The organism is Undibacterium sp. GW821-FHT07F11, assembly GCF_059418665.1.
The window spans coordinates 162,037-180,799 of record NZ_JBWKQH010000010.1 but is presented as its reverse complement, the minus strand read 5'-3'; the positions used below and the strand labels follow the sequence as shown (position 1 = coordinate 180,799).

The following is an 18,763-nucleotide window of genomic DNA, read 5'->3' as shown; positions in this document are numbered from 1 at the left end:
ATAAAGACTACAAAAAATATGAACTCAGGCCATGACAAAGAGTCTGAGTTTCAATTCAAAAGAAAGAAAATATGAATCAATCCATATCTGCTGAACCGCCAGCGCAGTTCACGGGCTATCAAAAATTTGTACTCGCCATACTGGCGTTTTTACAATTCACTATCATTCTGGATTTCATGATCATGTCACCTCTGGGTGCGATTCTGATGCCAGCTTTAAATATCACGCCTTCACAGTTTGGTGTGGTGGTGTCTGCCTATGCCTTCAGTGCTGGTATCGCTGGTTTTGCGGCAGCGGGTTTTGCTGACCGCTTTGACCGTAAAAAACTCTTACTGTTTTTTTATGTTGGTTTTATCCTTGGTACCTTCCTTTGCGGTATCGCACCTAATTTTTATTTCCTGTTATTTGCACGCATCGTGACTGGCCTGTTCGGGGGTGTCATTGGCTCTATCGTGATGGCGATTACGACGGACCTGTTCCCTTTCAGCATGCGCGGCCGGGTCATGGGCGTGTTGCAATCGGCGTTTGCAGGTAGCCAGATTCTGGGTTTGCCTATTGGTCTTTATCTGTCCGCTCACTGGGGCTGGCATGCGCCTTTCCTGATGATCGTGGGCATGGCTGCATTGGTCGGCGTTATCATCATTGCGAATCTGAAACCGATAGACGGACATCTGAAATTGCAGTCTGATCGTAACCCCTTCCATCATTTGCGAGACACAATAGCAACACCAAGGTATTTGCTGGCATTTGCTGCAACAGGCTTCCTGAGTATCGGCGGCTATATGCTGATGCCATTCAGTAGCGCTTTTTCAGTTAATAACCTGGGCATTTCGATGAAAGAATTGCCGATCGTTTATCTGGTCACCGGATTTGGTGCGATTATCACTGGCCCTATGGTGGGCAAGCTCAGTGACAAATTTGGTAAATACCGCGTATTTTTATTCGGTGCGGTAATGACCATCATCATGGCGTTGATCTATACACGTCTTGGTATCACGCCGTTGCCTATGGTTATCCTGGTCAATGTCTTGCTCTTTGTTGGTATTTTTTCTCGCATGATCCCTGCCCAGGCAATGATGTCAGCTGTGCCAGCGGCTGACAGCCGGGGCGCATTCATGGCGATCAATTCATCGTTGCAGCAAATTGCCGGTGGTGTTGGTTCTGTGGTTGCGGGGATGATCGTCAGCCAGCCTGATGGTGGTGCGATATTGCATTTTGATTTGCTGGGTGACATTCTGGTTTGTACTGTGTTGCTGACTGCCGTCATGATGTACTTCATACACCGTATGGTGGCGACACCTGTTATTGCTGTACCTGCCTGATCAAGGCATTTCAATTAGCTAGTTTCAATAAAAAATCTGAATACTTTGCTACGGCAAGTGTTCAGATCTCACTCATTCATGGCCCTTTAAGCATAAAGGGCTAGCCTTTCCCCAGAGCTAAGGGGTATTTCTTCCTTTATTCCCCGCATCTTGTGCTTCTGTCATAGCCAATAATTACACCTGTACACATGCGTAATCAAAGCAATGCTTGCTTTGAGGAAATAACAGGAGTCGGCAATGGCCGAAGATAGCGATCTCGAAAGAACCGAACCGGCCTCGCCCAAGCGCCTTGAACAGGCGCGGGAAGAGGGCGACGTTCCGCGTTCGCGCGAGCTATCTACCTGTACCATCTTGCTGGCGGCAGGGGGCGCGCTCTGGGGCATGGGTGACGGGCTGGTGCGCCAGTTGAATCATGCATTGGTCGCTGGTTTGTCATTGGAACGGGCGATTATCTATGATCATGAACTCCTGTTTTCAAAAATTGCCACCAGCCTGATGGAGGTACTGGTGGCTTTTGCCCCAATTGCCGGATTATTGATGGTGGTGGCGCTTGGCTCGCCTTTGCTGATAGGTGGCTGGCTGTTCAGTGCCAAGGCTTTGACCCCGAATTTTTCGCGCATGAATCCGATTTCAGGTCTGGGTAATATGATTTCCACCCGCGCAGGTGTGGAATTGATCAAGGCGATCATTAAAACCATCTTGGTCGGTACGGTTGCCTGGATAGTCATCATGGGGCAAAAGAATGCCATTTTTGCCTTGCCGCTGGAATCGTTGAAATCTGGCCCAGCCCACGTCGGCCACATGATGGGTGTATGCTTTCTGGCCATCGTTGGCTCGCTGGCCGTGATCGCCGCGATTGATGCACCTTACCAGATGTGGCAATACGCTGAAAAGCTGAAGATGACGCATCAGGAAGTGGTGCAGGAATCCAAAGAAGCGAACGGTAATCCACAAATCAAGGCGAAAATTCGCGCCCAACAGCGTGAGATGGCACGCCGCCGCATGATGTCTGAAATTCCGACTGCTGACGTCGTTGTCACTAACCCGACTCACTTTGCTGTTGCCCTGAAATATACCGAAGGCGGCAATGGTGCGCCTAAGGTCATCGCCAAGGGGGTTGATGCAGTTGCTGCCAAAATCCGTGAACTGGCGAAGGAACACAATGTGCCCTTGCTGGAAGCGCCGCCATTGGCACGTGCGTTGTACAAACATACTGACCTTGGTGATGAGATACCTGAAGCCCTGTATGCCGCCGTGGCAGAAGTGCTGGCCTATGTGTATCAATTGCGCAGTTACACCAAAGTCGGCGGCAACAAACCTGTAGAACCAAATGATCTATATGTACCACCAGAGCTTGATCCTAATAACCAAACACAAAATCAAGCAGATAATCAAGCAGGAGTCCGAGCATGAATAGTTTCACCTTACCTGCCTGGATGAATGGCATAAATACCAGAGCGCTGGCGGCGCCTTTCCTCATCATCCTGATGTTGGCGATGATGATCTTGCCTCTGCCAGCATTTGTTCTGGACGTGTTTTTCAGCTTCAATATCGCGATTGCGATTATCGTTTTGCTGACCAGCTTGTATACAGTCAAACCGCTGGATTTCATGGTGTTTCCTACTGTACTGCTGGTCAGTACGATGTTGCGCCTGTCCCTGAACGTGGCTTCTACCCGCGTGGTACTGACTGAAGGTCATACTGGCCCGGATGCCGCCGGTAAAGTGATCGAAGCCTTTGGTCACTTTTTGATTGGTGGTAATTACACCGTTGGTATCGTGGTCTTCGTTATCCTGACCATCATTAACTTTACCGTCGTCACCAAGGGCGCTGGCCGTATTGCTGAGGTGGGTGCGCGTTTCGCCCTGGACGCGATGCCAGGCAAACAAATGGCGATTGATGCTGACTTGAATGCCGGTTTGATCGCTGAGCAGGAAGCACGCCGCCGCCGTACTGAAGTCGCGCAGGAGGCTGAATTCTATGGCGCCATGGACGGTGCCAGTAAATATGTACGTGGTGACGCGGTGGCCGGCATCATGGTCACTGTCATTAATATCGTTGGTGGTCTGGTAGTGGGCATGGTGCAGCATGACCTGGATTTTGCTACTGCGCTGAAAAACTATACATTGCTGGCGATCGGTGATGGACTGGTGGCGCAGATACCTTCGCTGATCATTTCAACGGCAGCCGGTGTTGTGGTTTCTCGTGTAGCCAGTGACCAGGATATCAGCGGACAGTTGATAGGGCAATTGTTTGCCAAGCCCCAGGTCATGATCATCACCGGCGGCATCATAGGCGGCATGGGTTTGATACCCGGCATGCCGCATATCGCCTTTATATTGTTGGCAGCAGTGCTTTGTGGCGGCGGCTATTTGTTGAACAAGCGCGCCCAGATGCCTCCGGTCATTGAAGAAAAAGTCGAAGCTCCTGCCAATGCCGGTCAGGAAATGGAAGAAGCGACCTGGCAAGATATTTTGCCTGTCGATACTCTGGGCCTGGAAGTTGGTTATCGCCTGATCCCATTGGTAGATAAGAACCAGGGTGGCGAACTCTTGCGCCGTATCAAAGGCATACGCAAAAAATTCGCCCAGGAAGTTGGTTTTTTGTCGCCACCTGTCCATATCCGCGACAATCTGGAACTGAAACCTTCGGCTTACAGGATTACCCTGAAAGGTGTTGAAGTTGGTGCCGGTGAAGCGCTCAGTGGTCAGTATCTGGCCATCAACCCGGGTATGGTGACTGGCAATTTGCCTGGTGCTGTCACCAATGATCCTGCCTTTGGCTTGCCTGCGGTCTGGATAGAGGCTGCCATGCGCGAACAGGCACAAGCCATGGGTTATACCGTGGTTGATTCCGGCACCGTTATCGCTACCCATTTGAATCACCTGATCACCAGTCACGCGGCTGAATTGCTGGGTCGTCAGGAAGTACAGTTGTTGATGGATCATCTGGCGAAAGACATGCCAAAAATGGTGGAAGAACTGGTGCCAAAAGCCCTGCCTTTGTCCATCCTGCAAAAAGTATTGCAGAACCTGCTCATCGAAGGTGTGCATATCCGTGACATGCGTACCATCATTGAGACGCTGTCCGAGCAGTCCATGCATACCCAGGATGCCAATGAGCTGACGGCGCAGGTCAGGATTGCACTGGGTCGTGCCATCGTCCAGCAAATCTTCCCGACCGGGAATGAGATGACGGTCATGACCCTGGATAGCCGCCTTGAACGCCTGTTGATGCAAGCCCTGCAAACCAGCGGTGCTGATGGTTCTGGCATAGAACCTGGTCTGGCCGATACCCTGGCGAGCCAGACCGAGGCTGCAGCCCAGCATCAGGAACAAATGGGCCTGACTCCAGTCTTGCTGGTGCCAGCACCATTACGTGCCTTGCTGTCGCGCTTCTTGCGCCGCAATTTGCCGCAACTCAAAGTCCTGTCACACGCAGAAGTACCTGAAACAAAAACCATTAGAGTCACCAGTCTGGTCGGAGGTCAATCATGAACGTCAGAAAATTTACCGCGAACACTTCTCGCGAAGCTTTGCGCATGTTGCGCGATGCTTTGGGGGCAGATGCCGTTATCCTGTCGAACCGTAATGTGGGCGGCAAGGTGGAGATTCTGGCGATGGCCGATGAAGCCATCAGCGCCATTGCCCCCGCTTCCAGTGATGAGGCACCGGTACCTGAAGTGCCGCGCTTTGCGCCGCGTTTCCAGCCAGAGGATGCTGTCATGAGGCCGCGCGCTTTTGAACGCTCCATGGACGCGCCTGCAAGTGTGCCGACTTTCAAGTCTGTGACCAGCGCATCTGCTTTCACCAGTGAAATCGAAGCGCCGGTGAGCGCCAATGAACTCAATGATGTGATGTCAGAAATACGCTCCATGCGCAGTATGCTGGAATCGCAACTGGCAGAGATATCATGGACGCAGACGCAAAAACGCCAGCCGCAAAAAGCAGAAATCCTGCGTGAATTGCTGGCTACTGGCTTTAGCGCCAGCTTGTCCCGCTATCTTGTAGAAAAACTGCCAGAAACTGGCAAGGTTGAGAATGGCCTGGACTGGATCAAGAATGTGCTGGTACGCAATCTGTCCACTATCGATAATGAAAATGAAATGCTGGAAAAGGGCGGCGTGTATGCCCTGGTCGGCCCTACAGGTGTAGGCAAGACTACGACTACGGCCAAGCTGGCTGCTCGTTGCGTCATGCGCCATGGCCCCTCCAAGCTGGCATTGATTACTACCGATGGTTATCGTATCGGCGGCTTTGAACAATTGCGTATTTACGGCAAAATCCTGGGTGTGATGGTGCATGCCGTCAAGGATGAGGCTGATTTGCGCATCGCCTTGTCCGAGCTCAAGAACAAGCATACGGTGCTGATCGATACAGTCGGTGTCAGTCAGCGCGACAAAATGGTGACTGAGCAAGTCGCGATGTTGTCAGGAACAGACACTCCGGTGAAGCGCTTGCTGTGCCTGAATGCGACATCGACAGGTGAAACCTTGAGTGAAGTGGTGCGTGCTTATCAGGGGAATGGTCTGGCAGGTTGCATTTTGACCAAGCTCGATGAGGCAGCGACGATAGGTGGCGCACTCGATATTGCGATACGCCAGAAGCTTATGGTGTATTACGTTGCCAGTGGCCAGCGTGTGCCGGAAGACCTGCATATTGCCAACAAGCTGTATCTGATAGACCGTGCTTTCAAACTCAAGCGCGAAACGGCCGCTTTCCGTTATCTCGATGAAGAGTTGCCTCTGCTGATGGCTGGTGCAGTCACGGCTGCACAGGCATCAGGACGTGCTGGTCAGGAGGTGTCCCTTGGCTAGTTTCGATCAGGCTGAAGGCCTGCGCCGCATGCTGGCTGGGCCAAAACCAAGAGTGTTTACCTTTTTGTCAGCATTGAGGGAAGATGAAAAAAGCGGCATGCTGGTCAATCTGGGGGTGTCGCTGGCACGTCAGGGTAACCAGGTGTTGATGGTGGACGCTCGTTCATCAGAGAATAGTGTTGGCGCATGGTTGAATGCCAACCTTGATCAGACCTTATTGGATGTAGCGAAACAACAGCGTACAATGAAGGAAGCAGTGAAATTGGTTGCTTCCGGCTTGTCGGTGACGATGTTGGCGCGCCATGCATGGCTGCCGCCAGAAAATACGCGGCAATTGTCCAAAGTGTTTGATGTGGCGGCGAACCGTGCTGATCTGGTCATCGTGGATAGCGAGATCAATTTGGATGACAGTTTTCCGTTGGCGACGCTGGACGACAGCGAACTAGTAATACAGGTTTCAGCTGATCCCGACATGATCAAGGCTGCTTATGGCCTGATCAAGCGAGTGAGCAATCGGCTTGGCAGGCGTGGTTATGGTATTTTAGTGTCCGGTGCATCGGAAAAAGAGGCGAGATTGATTTATACAAATATGGCGCAGGCGGCCAGCCGTTATCTGGCAGTGCCACTGCACTACGTCGGCAATGTGCCGGAAGATGAACATGTAAGAAAGGCTGCACATTTGGGACGCTCTGTGATTGATGCTTTTCCTAAAGCCCTTGCTTCTCTGGCATTCTCCCGGCTGGCTGAACAATTGGCGAAGACCGCGCGTTCCACATTATGTTTAGAGGGAGTCCCTGAGCTGGGTGTCGGTCTCGGAATGTAATCAAAAAATGTACACCGCTAGCGGAAAATCAGATAAAAACTTCCTTTTAAGGGAGCATGCGCCCCTGGTCAAGCGTCTGGCTTACCAGTTGAAGGCGCGCCTGCCTCCCAGTGTGGAGGTAGACGATCTTGTGCAGGCCGGTATGATAGGCCTGCTGGATGCCGTTAACCGCTATGAAGACACCCATGGAGCACAGTTTGAAACCTATGCGGTGCAACGCATACGGGGTGCCATGCTGGATGAATTGCGCAGTAGTGACTGGTTGCCGCGTGGCGTGCGCCAGAACATGCGCAAGATAGAAAATGCCATGAATGTGTTGCAGCAAAAGCTGGGGCGACCACCACTGGAAACCGAAGTGGCGAAGTCGCTCAAGCTCAGCCTGGAAGAGTACCAGAACCTGCTCACTGACAGTGGCGGGCATCAACTCGTGTACTACGAAGACTTTCATGATTCAGATACCAAGGAACATTTTCTCGATCATTATTGCTCGGATTTTTCTGGCGATCCGCTACAAGATTTGCTCAATGACGACTTCCGCGATGCTGTCATCGGCGCGATAGACAGTCTGCCAGAGCGAGAGAAACTGCTCATGGGTCTGTACTATGAGCAGGAATTAAATCTTAAAGAAATCGGTGCCGTGATGGGGGTGTCAGAATCACGGGTCTCACAATTACATAGTCAGGCTGTGGCCAGGCTCAGGGCATACTTAAGGGAGAAAGCGTGGACTGGGCTAGCATAGTTGGTTTGATACTGGTGGTGTTAGGCATCGTCAGCGGACAGTTGATTGAAGGCGGGCGCCTGTCTTCGCTGGTGCAACCTGCTGCTTTTGTGATTGTGGTGATTGGTACCCTGGGTGCAGTGCTGTTGCAAAGCAGGCTCAATACCTTTATGCGCGGTGTGCGCATGCTGCGCTGGGTGGTGTCTGAACCGCCGGACAGCAGCAAAAAAAATGTCGCAGATGCGCTGATCTGGAGCGTGGTCGCCAGACGCGAAGGTTTCCTGAGCCTGGAGCGTTATATGAATGCTTCCACTGATCCCTTCATAGGCAAGGGCCTGCGTCTGGTGATTGATGGCATAGACCCGATACGCCTGAAAGACATACTTGATGTCGATATATCGCTCTATGAAATGGAGCAGCGCCAGGCCGCTAAAATTTGGGAAGCAGCAGGTGGTTATTCCCCGACCATAGGTATCCTGGGTGCCGTGCTGGGGTTGATACATGTGATGGAAAACCTTAGTGATCCATCCAAACTTGGTGGTGGTATTGCTGTTGCCTTTGTTGCCACGATCTATGGTGTGGGCATGGCCAACTTATTGTTCTTGCCAGTCAGCCATAAGCTGAAAGAAATCATAGGCCGAGAAGTGACGCGGCGTGAAATGTTGTCTGATATTTTTTATAGCATCGCTTTGGGCGACAGCCCGCGTGTGGTGGAAGAAAGACTGACCAATCATCGCAACTGACGGTAAGGCTACCAGGTAATGCCAGACTAAGGCTAGACTGAGAAAATATACTTATGGCAAGAAAAAAATACCACGAAGAACCAGAAAACCATGAGAGGTGGCTGGTTTCTTACGCGGATTTTATTACCTTGCTGTTTGCTTTTTTTGTCGTCATGTATGCGATATCCTCGCTGAATGAGGGCAAGTACCGGGTCTTGTCAAATTCGCTGACTGGTGCATTTGGCAAGGTTATGACGGTTAATCCCAAGCCTGTTGACGCGCCAGTTGAGCAAAAAATCAAACTTGATCCTTTGCCGCTGGTCAAAAACCGCATCAGCGAAGGCTTGCGCAAGGAGAGAGCGCAAATGACCACCATGGCCAAGGACATCCTGACCGTGCTGGAGCCTTTGGTGCGCGAAGGCAAGGTGAGGGTGACCCAGACCAGCCGTGGTATCACCATAGAAATTAATGCCAGCCTTTTGTTTGCACCGGGTGATGCGCGTCTGAATATCGATTCCATACAGGCGCTGAAAGCCATTGCCGGTGTTCTCAAGATCGATACCCATGCGATACAGGTAGAAGGCCATACCGATAATCTGCCTATCAAAAACTCTATTTTCCCCTCTAACTGGGAATTGTCTGCCGTACGAGCCAGTACCGTTGCCCGTTTGCTCACAGAGAACGGTGTCGATGAAAACCGGGTGACAGCAGTAGGGCAGGGGGCGAAATTACCAGTGAGCGACAATGAGACACCAGAAGGGAGAGCCAGGAACCGGCGTGTATCTGTCACCATACTGGCAGTCTTGCCAGAGCCCGTAGTAGAAGTGCCTTTAGTGCCAGCATCTGCGCCTGCTGCAACATCATTGCCCGCACAAGCTGCAAGGCCAGCCGCAGCTTCCTTGCCTCAAACTGCGGTGAGGCCTTAAATTCGTTGAGGTTTGCCCGGAAAGGGCGAGGACAGACGCATGACAAAGTGTCACGTCAGTCTTAGGTGGCGATATAGCCTTTACCTGGCGTGCTTTTGACAGTCGATTGACCATTTGGGCCATACATGGACCCAGCCTGATTTGTATTTTGTTGCAGCAGATTTAAGGTTGCCTGATTCAGCGACAATCGACGGTTAATCAGTGAACCGTTGGTGCGATTATCTTCTTTGGCTTGCACAGTCAGTTGTAGTAGCGCATCCCAGTGTTTGGCGACAGTCTGGGCATCGTCGGCTTGCTGCAAATAAGCTTGCATGCCGTCAATATCAGCGTTAAATCCAAGTTCACTCAAAAAGCTGTTACGCTTTTTTTCCAGTTCCGTCATTTTGACTACAAGTTGTCCCTTGCTCTGGGTAAAGTCATTGAGCTGGACAATATCGCTTTCAACCAGTGCAGATTGCTCTTGCTTAAGCAACTCGGCGAGCGACGACATGACGCTCACTTCTTCCTGCAGGCATTGTTGAATGGCAGCGTGTCCGGAACTTGTTGCGTTCATTTTAGCGTTTTCTGGCGTTGAGCAAATCTTTAACTGTTTCCAGAAGCCCATCAGCGACTTTTTCCGAATTCACCTGAAAGCGTCCTTCGGAAATGGCCAGCTTGATCGCTTCCACCTTCTTCGTCTCAAACACAGCATTGCTGGCCTGCGTACTTTGCAAGGCTTGCAACTGTGTGGACAGGGTCGAAATTTGTACTTTCGACGAATTCGTCACGGGTACCGCAGTTTCCGCGGGTTTTTCCGTGCGAGCCTGTTGCGGGCTTACTGGTAGCCCCGCGGTCTTATTCAGTGCGTCATCAATTTTCACAGCGATACCCTCTAGTGTGGGACTTACAAACATCTACATCCAGTTTATCGGCTGTGTAATTTTAAACTTTAACCTTACTGTGAAAAAATATTGCATACATTTAATTCTATAGGCTAAATATCTTGCTATCAGTAAACTATTTCTATAATGCCACCATTCTTGGCAACACCGCTGACGGTTTGTCCAGAGCTGGTTTTGGCCTTGGCAATCTGCCCATCTGCTGCGTTATTGAGCGCAATGGCATCTGTTGCTACTTGGAAACCAGGCCCATTGCTGACTACCCGCACAGATTGTCCCTGTTGAACTACGGCAGGACTCTTCAAGGCATCCAGACGCATGACGCTGCCAGAGGCCATGGAAACCTGCATGCTTTTACCGATCGCTTGCTCAGGAGCAGTGATGACACCGGCTGGCAATTTTGAGATATCGCCTCTTTGCTTGCTTAAATCGTTTAGTGAAATGACTTGCCCATGAGTAAGGGCGTTGGCTGCAACATAATAATCCGCCGTGACTTGTACATTTGCCTGCAGATAAACCAGCCAGGGGGCAGGTGCAGTACAGCGTATCGCCAGGGTCACTTTGCCCCATGGCTTGCTGCCTGGCAATAGATAGGGATTGGGATTATCGCAAGCCTGCAAGTTGAGTCGTTTATCAACCTCACCCACGCTCACCACTACTTCATTGCTCAGGCCTGATGCCTGTAGTGTCAAAAAGTCCAGTGCAATCTGGCGCAACTGTGCAGTGTCCTGGGCCTGGGTTGCAGGTGCCGCCTGACCAAGGCATGTGAAGCCGAGCAGCGATAGTGTCAAAACTTGCTTGCTGACGATTCTGCTTAATTTCTTTGCGGCTTTCATCATGTTTCCTGCCTGGATTGTTCTGAACTCTATTTTAGGATTCACAGGCTTTTTTGAATGCTTGAATAAACGGGCTTTTCCCTTTCTGCTTGCCTGATCAAACTTGTCCTGTGGCGAATAAGATGCAAGGTATAGAAAACCCTTGTGTGCCTTATGAGTAAAGCACAGTGGCAGAGGAGAGAAAGATGGTTGGCAGATTAGATGACTTTTTGAAATTCCACGAGACTGCCTTGTCAGTCCGGGGGCAGCGTCAGCAATTGCTGGCATCCAATATTGCCAATGCTGACACACCTAATTACAAGGCGAAGGATATTGATTTCTCCAGCGCACTCAGCCATGCCCTGGGGCAAAACCTGAACCAGTCACCGACAGCCTTGAGCAAGACCGCAGCCCAGCACATCGACACACCGGGTAGCGTAGCAGGCATGACGCCACAATACCGCCCCACAGTACAAGGTAGCGTCGATGGTAATACTGTTGATATGGATGTGGAGCGTAATCAGTTTACCGACAATGCCCTGCGTTATGAAGCCAGCCTGACCATTATCAATATGCAGATCAAGAATATGTTGGCAGCGATACAAGGATAATCATCATGTCACTCTTTAATGTCTTCAATGTTGCCGGATCAGCCATGAGTGCGCAGTCACAGCGCCTGAATGTGGTAACCAGCAATCTGGCCAATGCCGACAGTGTCACCAGTTCAGACGGTACGCCATATAAAGCCAAGCAGGTGGTTTTCAGTGCAGTGCCCGTGGCAGGCACTGCGTCTACCGCCGTCAAGGTAAATGAGGTTGTAGAAGATACTAATCCGCCTAAACTGATGTATGACCCAAAACACCCGATGGCGGATGAAAAGGGTTATGTCGCCATGCCAAATGTGAATGTGGTGGAAGAAATGGTGAATATGATTTCGGCATCACGTTCATATCAAAACAATGTAGAAGTCATGAATGCAGCAAAAACCATGTTGCTGAAGACCTTGACTTTAGGGCAATAAGATTTCTTGAAGGAATAGATCATGGCTACCAGTGGCGTACAAAGCAGTACCGTTGATCCAGCATTGCTGGCGACAATGAACGGGGCAAAAGCCTCGGCAAATTCGACAGAAGATGCCAAAAACACCTTCATGACTTTGCTGGTAACCCAGCTCAAGAACCAGGACCCATTGAACCCTATGGACAATGCCCAGGTGACCAGTCAATTGGCGCAATTGTCTACAGTTTCTGGTATCGATAAGTTGAATGCATCGGTGACTGCCCTGAGCGCCAGTTTCCAGAGCGGACAAAACCTGCAGGCCGCCAGCATGATAGGCCACGGCGTGATCGCACCAGGCAATTCCATGATAGTCACGGAAGGCAAGGGTATTTACGGCGTTGAATTGCCGCAGGCTGCCAGCAATGTTGAAGTGGTGATACGTGACAGCTCGGACGTGATTGTCAGAAAAATGACTCTGGGTGCCTTGCCGCAAGGTGTGAATACCCTGACCTGGGATGGTAAAACCGACGCTGGTACGACAGCCGCCAATGGCGCCTATAAATTCGAGTTTGTCGCCAATGCGGCAGACAAAAAACTGGATGCGACCAGTCTGGCATTTGGTGTGGTATCGAGCATTACCTCAAGCTCTCAGGGCTTGAAGCTCAGCCTGCCAAATATTGGTGATGTCAGTATGAATGACGTAAGACAAATTTATTGATCCTTGGAGTAATCCTGTATCAAATCCTGTAGTAATGCGTAACGACGAACTAGCCTAAGTAAGGGAGAAATATCATGGGTTTTCAACAAGGACTGAGTGGACTTAACGCTGCTTCCAAATCCCTGGATGTGATTGGTAATAATATTGCCAATGCCAGCACCGTGGGTTTCAAGCAAGGACAGACGCAATTTGCCGATGTCTATGCCAATTCACTTAATGGCTCTTCTGCAGGTACTGTGGGTATTGGTACTAAAGTATCGGGTGTCGTGCAGCAATTCACGCAGGGTAATATCTCGACGACGAATAATCCCCTCGATATCGCAATTAATGGCGGCGGCTTCTTCCGCATGTCGACCAATGGTGCTGTCACCTATACACGTAACGGTCAGTTCCAACTGGATAAACTTGGCAATATCGTCAATGCGCAGGGTGCGCAATTGACGGGCTATGTAGCCAATGCCGCAGGCGTACTGTCTACGGGTGCTGCTGCTCCCATCAACATCAATACTGCAGATATTCCGCCTGCACAGTCAACGCTGATCAATGCGGTCATGAATCTGGATTCGCGCAAACTTGTTCCTGGTACGCAATTGCCAGCTACGATTCCGCCTGTCATTACACCTATCGCTTTTAGTGCGACTGATCCGACTACTTATAACAGTTCCACTTCCCTTGCTGTGTTTGACAGCTTGGGTAACTCACACGTTGTTCAGTCATTTTTTGTCAAGGTAGACAATATTGCGACGCCACCTACTGCGCCTGTCACGATTGAGTGGGACGTGTTTGCCACTGTTGATGGTGTCCTGATCGCTGGCGCGGGTGCGACGGCCAACTCCATTACCCGTCTTGGCTTTGATAACCTTGGCAGGTTGAGTGCGGTAACACCGCAGTTCTCTGCCACAGATCCGCGTGCAACTACCTTGACAGTGCCAGTCAGTACTGGTGCGGTGACGCCGATTAATACGACGCTTGATATCAAATACGATTTCACTGGTACTACACAATTTGGTTCGGATTTCAGCGTTAGTAAAAACACCCAGGACGGTTATGCATCCGGCAAGCTGGCAAAGTTCAATACGGCTAAAGATGGCACTATCGTCGGTAGTTATACCAATGGTAAAACAGCTGTTCTGGCGCAAGTAGTGTTGGCCAATTTCACCAATCCAAATGGTTTGCAATCAACTGGTGATAATCAGTGGATAGAAACCGCAACTTCTGGCAATGCCCTGGTTGGGCCACCAAATTCTGGTGCCCTGGGAACTTTGACTTCATCTGCGACAGAGGATTCAAATACTGATTTAACAGGTGAGCTGGTGAACATGATTACCGCCCAGCGTGTCTACCAGGCCAATGCACAAACCATCAAGACGCAGGATCAGGTTATGCAAACACTGGTCAACCTGCGTTAATGGTGAAGTGGTGAAGTTTTTAGCTGAATTGATATGCGTGTTTTAAATCTCAGACAAACAGGAGTAGCTCATGGATAGACTGGTATATACCGCGATGACCGGTGCCAAGCATATCCTTGAGCAGCAGGCTACCGTCTCGCATAATCTGGCGAATGTCACGACTACGGGCTTTAGGGCGCAACTGGATTCATTCCGTGCTGTGCCAGTCAAGAGTGATGGCTTGCCTACCCGTGCTTTCGTGGTGGATGCCACGGTAGGTACGGATTTTTCTACCGGTGCCATGCAAAATACAGGCCGCGAACTGGATGTGGCAGTGCAGGGCAAGGGTTGGCTGGTGGTGGAAAAGGCAGATGGTTCCGAGGCTTTTACCAGGCATGGCAGTCTGAAGGTCAGCGAAAACGGTATCTTGCAGACGCAGAGTGGTTTGAATCTGGTGGGTGATGGCGGGCCCATCACCATACCGCCAGAAGTATCAATTGCCATCGCCAAGGATGGTACGGTATCGACCATCCCCACCGGTACCAAACCAAATGCCGTGCAAGTCATAGGCAGGTTAAAACTGGTTAATCCTCCTGAAGAGAATATGGTGCGTGGAGACGATGGCTTATTCAAAACAAAAGATGGTGTTGCCGTTGATGCAGACCCTTTGGTAGGTGTTGCTGGTGGCATGCTGGAAAACAGTAATGTGAATGTTGTTGAATCCATGGTCAACATGATTAATCTGGCACGCAGTTTTGAAATGCAAATGAAGCTTTTGCAGAATGCCGAGAATAACGCCAATAAAGCAGGTCAAATCCTGACTTTGAGTTGAGTGCTTCTGTAGCACAATAGCCTTGTAGAAATCTTTGCCGCCAAGATAAAGCGAGGCAAAGTAAACCAAGGCAAAAGGGGAAAGCAATGATACGTTCATTATGGATAGCCAAGACTGGCCTGGATGCGCAGCAAACGCAGATGGACGTCGTGTCCAATAACCTGGCCAACGTCAGCACCAATGGCTTCAAACGTTCACGCGCTGTGTTTGAAGATTTGCTATATCAAAATATACGCCAACCCGGTGCGCAAAGTTCACAACAAACGCAATTGCCGTCTGGCTTGCAACTCGGTACCGGTGTGCGCCCGGTTGCTACAGAAAAGATTTTCACGCAAGGTAATTTGCAACAGACTGGCAATAGCAAGGATGTGGCAATACAAGGCCAGGGATTTTTTCAGGTCTTGCTGCCTGACGGTTCTACTGCCTATACCCGTGATGGTTCTTTTCAGACTGATAATCAGGGGCAACTGGTTACTTCCAGTGGTTTTGTTATCCAGCCTGCAATCACTATTCCCGCTAATGCGCAATCCATTACAGTGGGACGTGATGGCACGGTGTCGGTGACGCAGCCAGGTTCCGTCGCGCCTGTGCAAGTCGGTTCACTGCAACTGGCCACTTTTATCAATCCGGCCGGTTTGATGGCAATGGGTGAAAACTTGTATGTAGAAACAGCAGCGTCCGGCAACCCCGGTACGAATACACCGGGCACCAATGGCGCTGGTTTGCTGATGCAAAGCTTTGTTGAAACATCCAACGTCAACGTGGCAGAAGAGCTGGTCAATATGATACAGACGCAGCGCGCTTATGAAATCAACAGCAAGGCGATCACTACATCAGATCAGATGTTGCAGCGCTTGTCTCAACTTTAATCGCAACTTTATTGCAGCTGCAATCAAATAATCAGCACCATATTGATGAATCCAGCTTGGTGAGTACATCATGAAATACACAAAATTTTTCTTATTGCTTCCTTTGCTGGCGCTCACGGCTTGCGCAATGACGCCGCCGCCTATCGTGCATCAGCCTACGTCCATTCCTGCGCAATCGGCCAAGCCACAGAAGCAGGCGAATGGTGCGATTTTTCAGCAGGCTACTTATCGCCCCTTATATGAAGATGCCCGGGCCCGTATGGTTGGTGACACTCTGACGATATCCATCGTCGAGAAAACTTCTGCTGGCAAGGCTGCTGCTGCTTCCAATAGCAAATCTGGTGCCGCTTCTTTTGCCGCGCCTACGGTATTTGGTGTTCCGGCGACGACAACGGCGCAAGCTAGTCTGGCGACTTCGTCTTCTACCAAATATGATGAAAAAGGCGCGCAAACTGCCAGTAATAATTTTACCGGTACGATTGCTGTCACAGTAATTGATGTCATGCCAAACGGTAATCTGCTGGTCAGTGGCGAGAAACAACTGGCCTTTGATAAAGGGGCAGAATTCGTGCGTTTTTCTGGCGTAATCAATCCAACCACGATAGCAGCGGGAAATGTCGTGGCTTCCACGCAAGTGGCAGATGCGCGTTTTGAATATCGTTCCACATCGAAGCTTGACATGACAGAAATGAGTTCCATGTTTGCGCGGTTTTTCCTTAGTTTCCTTCCTTTGTAGTGAATTTTTTACAGCGAATTGTCAGGATAGTTTTATGAACGCACTTTCCACATCCAGAATGATCAGGGTGGCCATGCTTGTCATGGTTGTGATGGCTGCCATGATCATGCCGGAAAGTCGTGCTGAACGCATCAAGGATCTGGCAGGCATACAGGGCGTGCGGCAAAATCAATTGCTCGGCTATGGCCTGGTCGTTGGTCTGGATGGCAGCGGTGACCAAACCACGCAAACCCCGTTTACGGTACAAAGTATTATCAGCATGATGCAGCAACTGGGTGTCACCATACCGGTGGGAACCAGCCTGCAATTAAAGAATGTGGCTGCAGTCATGGTGACCACCTCCTTGCCACCTTTTGCACAACCCGGGCAAACACTGGATATCACGGTATCGTCGATGGGCAATGCCAAGAGTTTGCGTGGCGGCACTTTGTTGATGACCCCTTTAAAAGGTGCCGATAACCAGATTTACGCGATGGCACAGGGTAATGTGCTGGTCGGTGGTGTGGGTGCCTCTGCAAACGGCAGCAAGGCGCAGGTCAATCATTTAAGCGTAGGTAAAATTTCTTCTGGTGCGACGGTAGAGAGGTCTGTGCCCAATTCCGTAGCGCAGGGTGCGACGATACAACTGGAATTGAACAGTTCTGATTTTTCTACTGCCAGCCGCGTGGTTGATGCTATCAACCGCCGCTTTGGCCCGGATACTGCTGCAGCCATGGATGGTCGTGTAATACAGGTAAGGGCACCAGCCATTGCTGATCAGCGCGTAGCATTTTTGGGTAATCTGGAAAACATTGATGTGACGCCAGCGCAAATGGCAGCCAAGGTGATCTTGAATGCGAGAACCGGTTCCATCGTCATGAACCAGGCAGTGACACTGGAAACCTGTGCCGTGGCACACGGTAATTTGTCTGTCGTTATTAATACGGACAATACCGTCAGTCAGCCAAATGCCCTGGCCGCCGGACAAACTGCGCCGACGGCGAATTCAACTGTCACAATCAGCAAAGATGCCGGACAATTATTGATGCTCAAGGCAGGCGTTTCTCTGTCAGATGTCGTCAAGGCCTTGAATGCCATCGGTGCTACACCACAAGACTTGCTGGCCATATTGCAGGCCATCAAGGCGTCTGGTGCCCTGCGTGCAGATCTGGAAATTATCTAAGGAATCGTGATGATAGGGCGCACCGATTTCACCGATAAAACAGCCTTCGACAGCAAAGGTCTTGACGAGCTCAAGCAGTCGGCCAGGAATAATTCGCCTGAAGCGATTAAGGGTGCTGCCCAGCAGTTTGAAGCACTGTTCATGAACATGATGCTGAAGTCCATGCGTCAGGCAGGTGGCCAGGACGGTCTCTTTGACAGTGAACAAAGTCGCATGTACACCTCCATGCTGGATCAGCAACTGTCACAGACCATGGCCAAGAAAGGCGTAGGCCTGGCGGATGTGCTGGTCAGGCAATTGTCGAACAATGCCATGAATCAGGCCCTTGAGGGAGATACCGGCAGCAAGTCTGCCAGTGGCGATACGATAGCTAATCTTGGTAGTTCTGCCAGCATGCGTGGCATCAACACTTACCTGGATAACCTCAAGTTTGAGCAAATGCCAGCGAATGCGCCAAAAACTGCCTATACTGGACCTAACCATATACGTGAATTCCAGGAAAAACTGGCCGTGCATGCAGAGCAGGCAAGCCAGGAAACTGGTATCCCGGCAAAATTCATGCTGGGCCAGGCAGCGCTGGAAAGCGGCTGGGGACGTCGTGAAATTAAAACTGTTGACGGTTCCAGCAGTCACAATATCTTTGGCATGAAAGCAACCAAAGCTTGGAAAGGCAAGACAGTTGACGCTGTAACAACTGAATACGTGAATGGTGTAGCCCAACGCAGGGTAGAGAAGTTCAAGGCTTACGATACTTATGCTGATGCATTTAAAGACTATGCCAAATTGATCACGAAAAACCCACGTTATGAAAACGTGATGGCTAATGCCAAAGATGCTTCAAGCTTTGCCCAGGGTTTGCAAAAAGCTGGTTATGCCACTGATCCTGAGTATGCCAATAAGTTAACAAAGATCATCAAAAACTCCCTTTCAACATAATTCCAACATAAGTTTCCCCAGTGAAAGTGCAATCAGATTAAAGTTTTGCAGAAACGCACCGAAAACATGATTGAAAGCACTGGGTGTATAACTTAGCAAAAGA

Annotated in this window: 20 protein-coding genes; 17 read left to right on the top strand and 3 right to left on the bottom strand. The window is 50.3% G+C overall.

The genetic code is table 11. The features are described 5' to 3' along the window. Positions 1–71 precede the first annotated feature (71 nt). From AC07OI_RS23830 to motD, 8 genes are all read left to right on the top strand, one after another. On the top strand, positions 72–1,322 hold the full coding sequence (locus AC07OI_RS23830; RefSeq protein ID WP_495258927.1) for an MFS transporter: 1,251 nt from the start codon (positions 72–74) through the stop codon (positions 1,320–1,322). Positions 1,323–1,559: 237 nt separating this feature from the next. Continuing rightward, positions 1,560–2,735, top strand: a complete 1,176-nt coding sequence (gene flhB / locus AC07OI_RS23825) for a flagellar biosynthesis protein FlhB (protein ID WP_495258926.1) — start codon at positions 1,560–1,562, stop codon at positions 2,733–2,735. Beyond that, positions 2,732–4,819, top strand: coding sequence for a flagellar biosynthesis protein FlhA (gene flhA, locus AC07OI_RS23820; protein ID WP_492705837.1), 2,088 nt, complete (start codon positions 2,732–2,734; stop codon positions 4,817–4,819). The genes flhB and flhA overlap by 4 nt, the downstream gene beginning before the upstream one ends. Further along, positions 4,816–6,138, top strand: coding sequence for a flagellar biosynthesis GTPase FlhF (gene flhF, locus AC07OI_RS23815; protein WP_495258925.1), 1,323 nt, complete (start codon positions 4,816–4,818; stop codon positions 6,136–6,138). The genes flhA and flhF overlap by 4 nt, the downstream gene beginning before the upstream one ends. Next, positions 6,131–6,961 (top strand): MinD/ParA family ATP-binding protein, encoded by an 831-nt coding sequence (locus tag AC07OI_RS23810; RefSeq protein WP_492705840.1) that lies wholly within the window; start codon positions 6,131–6,133, stop codon positions 6,959–6,961. Before flhF ends, AC07OI_RS23810 begins: the two co-directional genes overlap by 8 nt. Positions 6,962–6,968: 7 nt before the next feature. Next, positions 6,969–7,700, top strand: a complete 732-nt coding sequence (locus AC07OI_RS23805) for an RNA polymerase sigma factor FliA (protein ID WP_423008593.1) — start codon at positions 6,969–6,971, stop codon at positions 7,698–7,700. Continuing rightward, entirely contained in the window at positions 7,682–8,422 is a 741-nt protein-coding gene (locus AC07OI_RS23800) for a flagellar motor protein (RefSeq protein WP_492705843.1), read from the top strand. Before AC07OI_RS23805 ends, AC07OI_RS23800 begins: the two co-directional genes overlap by 19 nt. 53 nt (positions 8,423–8,475) lie before the next feature. Then, positions 8,476–9,327: a flagellar motor protein MotD gene (gene motD, locus AC07OI_RS23795; RefSeq protein ID WP_492705844.1), complete on the top strand. Its 852-nt coding sequence runs from the start codon at positions 8,476–8,478 to the stop codon at positions 9,325–9,327. A 61-nt stretch (positions 9,328–9,388) separates the two neighbouring features. Here motD and AC07OI_RS23790 read toward each other — a convergent pair whose 3' ends face one another. From AC07OI_RS23790 to flgA, 3 genes are all read right to left on the bottom strand, one after another. Then, complete coding sequence (locus AC07OI_RS23790) at positions 9,389–9,880, bottom strand: flagella synthesis protein FlgN (RefSeq protein ID WP_492705845.1); 492 nt, start codon at positions 9,878–9,880, stop codon at positions 9,389–9,391. Position 9,881: 1 nt separating this feature from the next. Further along, on the bottom strand, positions 9,882–10,187 hold the full coding sequence (gene flgM / locus AC07OI_RS23785; protein ID WP_495258924.1) for a flagellar biosynthesis anti-sigma factor FlgM: 306 nt from the start codon (positions 10,185–10,187) through the stop codon (positions 9,882–9,884). Between the two features lie 128 nt (positions 10,188–10,315). After that, a complete protein-coding gene (gene flgA, locus AC07OI_RS23780) occupies positions 10,316–11,044 on the bottom strand; it encodes a flagellar basal body P-ring formation chaperone FlgA (protein WP_492705847.1) in 729 nt (242 codons plus the stop codon). Between the two features lie 182 nt (positions 11,045–11,226). Here flgA and flgB point away from each other — a divergent pair, with 182 nt between their 5' ends. The 9 genes from flgB (at position 11,227) to flgJ (ending at position 18,660) form a co-directional block, all read left to right on the top strand. After that, the gene (flgB, locus tag AC07OI_RS23775) at positions 11,227–11,631 is read left to right on the top strand and encodes a flagellar basal body rod protein FlgB (protein ID WP_492705848.1); all 405 of its coding nucleotides are present in this window, start codon (positions 11,227–11,229) and stop codon (positions 11,629–11,631) included. Between the two features lie 5 nt (positions 11,632–11,636). After that, positions 11,637–12,041 (top strand): flagellar basal body rod protein FlgC, encoded by a 405-nt coding sequence (gene flgC / locus AC07OI_RS23770; protein WP_162040922.1) that lies wholly within the window; start codon positions 11,637–11,639, stop codon positions 12,039–12,041. Between the two features lie 21 nt (positions 12,042–12,062). After that, complete coding sequence (locus AC07OI_RS23765) at positions 12,063–12,737, top strand: flagellar hook assembly protein FlgD (protein ID WP_492705849.1); 675 nt, start codon at positions 12,063–12,065, stop codon at positions 12,735–12,737. Between the two features lie 74 nt (positions 12,738–12,811). Beyond that, positions 12,812–14,146: a flagellar hook protein FlgE gene (gene flgE / locus AC07OI_RS23760; protein WP_492705850.1), complete on the top strand. Its 1,335-nt coding sequence runs from the start codon at positions 12,812–12,814 to the stop codon at positions 14,144–14,146. A gap of 70 nt (positions 14,147–14,216) precedes the next feature. After that, positions 14,217–14,957: a flagellar basal-body rod protein FlgF gene (flgF, locus tag AC07OI_RS23755; protein WP_492705852.1), complete on the top strand. Its 741-nt coding sequence runs from the start codon at positions 14,217–14,219 to the stop codon at positions 14,955–14,957. 86 nt (positions 14,958–15,043) lie between these two features. Next, positions 15,044–15,826 (top strand): flagellar basal-body rod protein FlgG, encoded by a 783-nt coding sequence (gene flgG / locus AC07OI_RS23750; RefSeq protein WP_162040926.1) that lies wholly within the window; start codon positions 15,044–15,046, stop codon positions 15,824–15,826. Between the two features lie 70 nt (positions 15,827–15,896). Further along, positions 15,897–16,562 (top strand): flagellar basal body L-ring protein FlgH, encoded by a 666-nt coding sequence (locus AC07OI_RS23745; RefSeq protein WP_492705854.1) that lies wholly within the window; start codon positions 15,897–15,899, stop codon positions 16,560–16,562. Between the two features lie 58 nt (positions 16,563–16,620). Beyond that, a complete protein-coding gene (locus AC07OI_RS23740; protein WP_495259057.1) occupies positions 16,621–17,724 on the top strand; it encodes a flagellar basal body P-ring protein FlgI in 1,104 nt (367 codons plus the stop codon). A 9-nt stretch (positions 17,725–17,733) separates the two neighbouring features. After that, positions 17,734–18,660: a flagellar assembly peptidoglycan hydrolase FlgJ gene (flgJ, locus tag AC07OI_RS23735; RefSeq protein ID WP_495258923.1), complete on the top strand. Its 927-nt coding sequence runs from the start codon at positions 17,734–17,736 to the stop codon at positions 18,658–18,660. Positions 18,661–18,763 lie beyond the last annotated feature (103 nt).